Origin of the sequence: Streptomyces sp. NPDC006208 (genome assembly GCF_040613775.1) — a bacterium.
In the GTDB taxonomy this organism is placed as follows: domain Bacteria; phylum Actinomycetota; class Actinomycetes; order Streptomycetales; family Streptomycetaceae; genus Streptomyces.
Window position 1 is genome coordinate 1 of record NZ_JBEXSW010000103.1, and the last position, 6,651, is coordinate 6,651.

The following is a 6,651-nucleotide window of genomic DNA, read 5'->3' on the forward strand; positions in this document are numbered from 1 at the left end:
CCCCGATCCGGGCCGGAGACTGATCGTCTCTGGCCCGGATCGGCGTTTCGGGGCTCTACCCGCCCTGCGCTTACAGCACCGGCAGGCTCTTCCTCAGCTCGAAGGCGGTGACCTCGGAGCGGTACTCCTCCCACTCCTGCTTCTTGTTGCGCAGGAAGAAGTCGAAGACGTGCTCGCCCAGCGTCTCCGCGACGAGCTCGCTGCGCTCCATCAGGTCGATCGCCTCGCCCAGGTTCTGCGGCAACGGCGTGATGCCCATCGCGCGCCGTTCCGCGTCGGACAGCGCCCACACGTCGTCGTCGGCACCGGCCGGGAGTTCGTAGCCCTCCTCCACGCCCTTGAGGCCCGCCGCGAGCAGGACCGCGTACGCGAGGTAGGGGTTGGCGCCCGAGTCGAGGGAGCGGACCTCGATGCGGGACGAGCCCGTCTTGCCCGGCTTGTACATGGGGACGCGGATCAGTGCGGAGCGGTTGTTGTGGCCCCAGCAGATGTACGAGGGGGCTTCGCCGCCCGCGCCCGCGCTGCGGGTCGAGCCGCCCCAGATGCGCTTGTAGGAGTTGACCCACTGATTCGTGACGGCCGAGATCTCGGCGGCGTGCTTGAGCAGGCCGGCGATGAAGGAGCGGCCGACCTTGGAGAGCTGGTACTCGGAGCCCGACTCGTAGAACGCGTTGCGGTCGCCCTCGAAGAGGGAGAGGTGGGTGTGCATGCCGGAGCCGGGGTACTCGCTGAACGGCTTCGGCATGAAGGTGGCCTGCACGCCCTGCTCCAGCGCGACCTGCTTCATGACCAGGCGGAACGTCATGATGTTGTCGGCCGTGGACAGCGCGTCCGCGTACCGCAGGTCGATCTCCTGCTGGCCCGGCGCGCCCTCGTGGTGGCTGAACTCCACCGAGATCCCCATGGACTCGAGCATGGTGATCGCCTGGCGGCGGAAGTCCATGCCGACGTTCTGCGGGGTGTGGTCGAAGTAGCCCGAGCTGTCCGCCGGGGTGGGCCGGCTGCCGTCGACCGGCTTGTCCTTCAGCAGGAAGAACTCGATCTCCGGGTGCGTGTAGAAGGTGAAGCCCAGGTCGGAGGTCTTGGCCAGGATCCGCTTCAGCACGAAGCGCGGGTCCGCGAAGGACGGGGAGCCGTCGGGCATCAGGATGTCGCAGAACATCCGGGCCGTGCCCGGCGCCTCGGCCCGCCAGGGCAGGATCTGGAAGGTGCCCGGGTCCGGCTTGGCGATCATGTCGGACTCGTAGACCCGGGCGAAGCCCTCGATCGCCGAGCCGTCGAAACCGATGCCCTCGTCGAAGGCCTGCTCGAGTTCGGCAGGTGCGACCGCGACCGACTTCAGGAAACCGAGTACGTCGGTGAACCACAGGCGCACGAACCGGATGTCGCGCTCCTCGAGTGTGCGGAGCACGAATTCCTGCTGCTTATCCATTTCCACCCATCCTTGCCGGTCACGCCGCCGCCCTGCCTGCCTGCCTGCCCTCGAGCATGCCATCTGCGGGTTTCCGGCGCGTTGCGCACCGCGGCTGAGGCCATTGTGGGTCAGGGCACACCCCGAGACGACCCTGAGGGGTCCCTCACTCCACCCCGACATGTGTCAGCTTTCTTTGACACACGTCAGCGGGGTGCGTCAGCCTTGACTCACGGATACCGACGAAGGGGGCCGCGATGGGCGAGTTCCCGGCCGGCGGGCAGCACGGGGACGGGCTCGACGGCGAGGCATTGCTGAAGGTGCTCACCGCCCTCGGCAACCCGCACCGGATGCGGATCGTCGCGGCGCTGCTGGGCGGCCGTAACTACGTCAGCCGGCTCGCCCGTGAGCTGGGCATCGGCCGGCCGCTGCTCCATATGCATCTGCAGCGGCTGGAGGCGGCGGGGCTGGTCATCGGGGAGCTGGAGCTGTCCGAGGGCGGCAAGGCGATGAAGTTCTTCGAGCTCACGCCGTTCTGCTACGCGCTCACACCCGAGGCCGTCGCGGCGGCGGCCCGCACGCTCCCCGAGGAAGAGAAGGACGCGATGAAGGAGACGGCCACATGAACGCGAATCTGGTGGGAGCGGTCGGAGCCGGCGGGCTCTTTCTCCTCCTCATCGTCATCGTCTGGCAGGTCGCCGCGACCTGGCGGGCTCGCGCGCTGGCCGCCCGTGACGAGCAGTACCGCCAACTGGCGGACAAGTACGCGCGGTTGCTCGACGACAGCACCGAACTGCACAGGCGCACCCTCGACGAGCTGACACAGGCCCGGCTCTCGCTGACCTCGATGGAGAAGATGATGCGCGAGGTCGAGTGATGCCCGGCTCGTAGACGACACGGCTCGCACAAGAGCGGTACGGCCAGGAGCTGCAACTCCCGGCCGTACCCATGGAGAACAGATCCCAGGCACGGCCACCCCTTCACCGCGGCAGGTCTTCACACCGTCACGCCGCGGTGCGGGTCCCGTGCGCCCCGAACTCCACACACAGGAGATTACTCATGAAAGCGCTGCTCAAGCGCCTGGCCGGTGCGCCGGGCGGCAGTCGCACCAAATGGTTCGTCCTCGTCGGCTGGCTGATCCTCGCCGCCGCGCTCGGCCCGCTCGCGGGCAAACTGGGTGAGGTCGAGGAGTCCGGCCCGAACGCCTTCCTGCCGCGCGGCGCCGAGTCCGCGCAGGTCAACACGGAGCTGGAGAAGTTCCGTAGGGACGCGGTGATGCCTGCCGTCACGGTGTACAGCGCCGCCGGTCCTGGTGCGACGATCGGCGCGGCCGAACGGGCCAAGGCCGAGGCGGACCGGGCGGCCTTCGCCCGGTACGCCGCCGACGGCGAGCAGGTCTCCCGGGTGCTGCCGTCCGACGACGGCAAGGCCCTGATGGTGGTGGTCCCGCTCTCCTCCGAGGACGGGATCAGCGACAAGGTCGAGGAGATCCGCACGGTCGCCGGGGCCAACGCCCCACCCGGCCTCGATGTCGAGGTCGGTGGACCGGCAGGCTCGCTGATCGACCAGATCGCGGTCTTCGACTCGCTCGACTCCACCCTGATGATCGCCACCGGCATCGTGGTGGCCGTCCTGTTGCTGATCACCTACCGCAGCCCTGTCCTGTGGCTGTTCCCGCTGCTGTCCGTCGGCTTCGCCGCCGTTCTCACCCAGGTCGGCACCTATCTGCTGGCCAAGTACGCCGGGCTGCCGGTCGATCCGCAGAGCGCGGGCATCCTGATGGTGCTCGTCTTCGGCGTCGGCACCGACTACGCCCTGCTGCTGATAGCCCGCTACCGCGAGGAGCTGCACCGCCACAAGGACCGGCACACGGCGATGAGGCTCGCGCTGCACCGCTCGGGTCCCGCGATCCTCGCCTCGGCCGGCACCGTCGCCGTAGGCCTCGCCTGCCTCTCCCTCGCCGACATCAACTCCTCGCGCTCCATGGGTCTGGTCGGCGCGGTCGGTGTGGTCTGCGGCTTCCTGGCAATGATCACGATCCTGCCGGCGCTGCTGGTGATCGCGGGCCGCTGGGTCTTCTGGCCCTTCGTGCCGCACGTCACGCGGACGCCGGGAGCCGGCGCCGCGGCCCCGGCCCGCAGGTCCGTCACCGTCTGGTCCCGTATCGGCACGGCCGTCGCCCGGCGCCCGCGCTGGTCCTGGCTGATGTCCGTCGCCGCCACCGGTGTGCTCGCGGTGAGCGCCCTCGGCATCGACATGGGTCTGCAGCAGTCCGAGATGTTCCAGGACAAGCCCGAGTCGGTCGTGGCCCAGGAGCGGATCTCGGCCCACTACCCCTCGGGTGCCTCCGACCCCGCGACGATCGTGACGGACGCCGGCCGCGCGGGCGCGGTCGAGGCGGCGGTTTCGGAGGTCTCGGGCGTGGCCAGGGTCGAGGACGGGGAACGCACTCCGGACGGCAGACTCGCCACCCTCTCGGTCGTGCTCGAGGACGCCCCGGACAGCCAGGCCGCCAAGGACACGATCGATGTGCTGCGCTCCGAGGTCCGTACGGTCGACGGGGCAAAGGCCCTGGTGGGCGGTACGACCGCGCAGACGCTGGACACCCAGCGGGCCGCGGACCGTGATCTGCGGACCGTCATCCCGGTGGTGCTGGTGGTGGTCCTGCTGGTGCTGGTGTGGCTGCTGCGGGCGATCGTCGCCCCGGTGCTGCTGCTTGCCACCGTCGTGATCTCCTACTTCGCGGCGCTGGGCGCCTCCAACCTCCTGTTCGAGCACGTCCTCGGCTACGCCGGTGTGGACTGGTCGATCCCGCTGATGGGCTTCGTCTTCCTCGTGGCCCTCGGTATCGACTACAACATCTTCCTGATGCACCGGGTCAGGGAGGAGTCCGTCCGGCTCGGTCATGCGCGCGGTGTGCTGGAGGGCCTGACGACCACCGGCGGCGTCATCACCAGCGCGGGCGTCGTACTCGCCGCGACCTTCGCGGTCTTCGCGGGGCTGCCGCTGGTGACCATGGCGCAGATGGGCGTGATCGTCGGTATCGGAGTCCTGCTCGACACCTTCCTGGTGCGGACGGTGCTGGTGCCGGCGCTCGCCCTCGACCTGGGCCGCTGGTTCTGGTGGCCGGGACGGCTGTTCCGGGCCGCCGGGCCGGAACAGCGCGAGACACCGGAGCAAGACCCGGAGCCAGAGCAGGAGCCAGAGCAGGAGCGCGCGCCCGAGCGGGTCTGACCTCCCGACGCGCCACCGCGCCTCCGCAGACCCGTCGCCTCGTCGCGGCGGGTCCATGGCTTGTTCGCACCGCGCATTCCAGCCCCACATGGCGTACACGGCGCGCGCGCCTACTACGATCGGCCGCCATGGGGGGTTCGCGGACCAGCCGCCTCGATCGCACCGAGCGTCCCACGGCTCTGCTGAGCGCCGTGGCGACGCTGCTCGGTGCGCTCTTCATCTGCCTGGGCCAGGCCGATCCGGGTCCGCACCACCCCACCGCCACCGCCGAACGCGGTGCAGCGGCCGCACCCGTGACCGCGTACACCTGTCCGTACGACGACGGTGCCTGCGGTCTCCTTCCGGTGCTGAGCCCCGCCGTGCTCACCGCGCCGCCGCTGGATGCCCCGCTCGAGGCGGGCGTCGAGCCCCGCTACCCCGGCGAGCCGCAGGCGGCCGGCCGTCCGGACCGCTCCCAGGCGCCCGCACGCGCTCCCGACCTGCACGTCCTTCAGGTGCTGCGGACGTGACGTAAGGCACCACCGCCCGCACGCTCGCGCGCGCCTGCGCGCGCATCCCGAACGCAGATCTCCGCGACTTCTCGCAGACCTCACGAAGGACGATGTTCACCATGGCTTCTCGTCAGACGACCAACGACCGCCGGGCCCGAATAGAGCAGATGCGCCGTGCCGAGCAGGCCCACGAGCGACGCAACCGCATCATCACCATCAGTGTCAGCGCCCTCGTCGTGGCCGGCCTTGTCGGCTTCGGCGCCTTCGTCCTCAACAAGAAGTCGGAGGAGAAGGAGCAGGAGGTCGCGGCGGCCAAGGCGCCCATCGAGGACGAGCAGTCCTGGGACGCGAAGAAGCTGACCAACAAGCACGTCAAGACCCAGGTGAAGTACCCGATGAAGCCTCCGGTCGGCGGCGACCACAACGAGGTGTGGATGAACTGCAACGGGGACGTCTACAAGGAGGCCGTCCCCGACATGAACGCCGTCCACTCGCTGGAGCACGGCGCCGTCTGGGTGACGTACACCGACAAGGTGTCCAAGGCCGATCTGGACAAGCTCGGCGACCGGGTCAAGAGCACGCCGTACTCGCTCATGAGCCCGTACAAGGACCAGAAGGGCGCGATCATGCTCAGCGCCTGGGGCAAGCAGGTGACCGTGGACTCGGCCGACGACCCGCGGGTGGGACAGTTCTTCACCAAGTACGTGAACGGCCCCCAGACGCCGGAGAAGGGCGCGGCGTGCACGGGCGGGCTGAGCGGGTGATGGGTATGACGCGCACGCACTGGGCCGCCATCACGGCCGTCGTGCTGGCCCTGCTGTTCGCCGGGGCTGCCACGGTCGCCACTGCGGGCAGCGGCGACCCGGCGGCAGCCCGTACCCCGACGGCGGACTCGGCGAACGCCGGCTTCGCCCGGGACATGTCGGTCCATCATCAGCAGGCCGTGGAGATGTCCTTCATCGTCCGGGACCGCACACGCAACGAACAGGTGCGCAGGCTCGCGTACGACATCGCCAACACCCAGGCGAACCAGCGCGGCATGATGCTGGGCTGGCTGGACCTGTGGGGTCTGCCGAAGGTCGCCGCCGACGAGGCGCCGATGGCCTGGATGAAGGAGAACGGCACGTCCGGGCACGGCGGTCACGGCGGCCACGGCACCCAGCAGGCCGAGGACGGTCCGCTGATGCCGGGCATGGCGACCAAGGCCGACCTCGAGCGGCTGGGCGGGCTGAACGGCAAGCAGGCCGAGGTCTTCTACCTCCAGCTCATGATCAACCACCACAACGGCGGCGCTGCCATGGCCGAGGAGTGCGCGAAGCTGTGCACCGTGGACACCGAGCGCAGACTCGCTCAGGACATGGTGGACGCCCAGCGCTCGGAGGTGGAGCTCATGGTCGACATGCTGCGCCAGCGCGGCGCCGAGGTGCTGACCTGAGGCGCGCCGCCCCTTCGTGACCTTCCCGGGCCCGCCCCGGGCGCCCCCGCCCCGCCCGCGCGGGGCCCGGCCCTTTACGG

Annotated in this window: 7 protein-coding genes; 6 read left to right on the top strand and 1 reads right to left on the bottom strand. The window is 69.8% G+C overall.

What is annotated here, in order from left to right; translation table 11 throughout:
• Positions 1–70 precede the first annotated feature (70 nt).
• Complete coding sequence (locus ABZ208_RS38600; protein ID WP_328401367.1) at positions 71–1,432, bottom strand: glutamine synthetase family protein; 1,362 nt, start codon at positions 1,430–1,432, stop codon at positions 71–73.
• 236 nt (positions 1,433–1,668) lie between these two features.
• On the opposite strand from ABZ208_RS38600, the gene ABZ208_RS38605 reads away from it, so the two are divergent.
• The 6 genes from ABZ208_RS38605 (at position 1,669) to ABZ208_RS38630 (ending at position 6,571) form a co-directional block, all read left to right on the top strand.
• The gene (locus tag ABZ208_RS38605) at positions 1,669–2,037 is read left to right on the top strand and encodes a winged helix-turn-helix domain-containing protein (RefSeq protein WP_356914121.1); all 369 of its coding nucleotides are present in this window, start codon (positions 1,669–1,671) and stop codon (positions 2,035–2,037) included.
• Positions 2,034–2,288, top strand: a complete 255-nt coding sequence (locus ABZ208_RS38610) for a hypothetical protein (RefSeq protein ID WP_328401363.1) — start codon at positions 2,034–2,036, stop codon at positions 2,286–2,288. The genes ABZ208_RS38605 and ABZ208_RS38610 overlap by 4 nt, the downstream gene beginning before the upstream one ends.
• Positions 2,289–2,470: 182 nt before the next feature.
• Complete coding sequence (locus ABZ208_RS38615; protein WP_356914122.1) at positions 2,471–4,645, top strand: MMPL family transporter; 2,175 nt, start codon at positions 2,471–2,473, stop codon at positions 4,643–4,645.
• Between the two features lie 128 nt (positions 4,646–4,773).
• On the top strand, positions 4,774–5,154 hold the full coding sequence (locus ABZ208_RS38620) for a hypothetical protein (RefSeq protein ID WP_356914123.1): 381 nt from the start codon (positions 4,774–4,776) through the stop codon (positions 5,152–5,154).
• 101 nt (positions 5,155–5,255) lie between these two features.
• Positions 5,256–5,900, top strand: coding sequence for a DUF3105 domain-containing protein (locus ABZ208_RS38625; RefSeq protein ID WP_356914124.1), 645 nt, complete (start codon positions 5,256–5,258; stop codon positions 5,898–5,900).
• Positions 5,901–5,905: 5 nt separating this feature from the next.
• Entirely contained in the window at positions 5,906–6,571 is a 666-nt protein-coding gene (locus ABZ208_RS38630; RefSeq protein ID WP_356914125.1) for a DUF305 domain-containing protein, read from the top strand.
• The last annotated feature ends 80 nt before the right edge of the window (positions 6,572–6,651 follow it).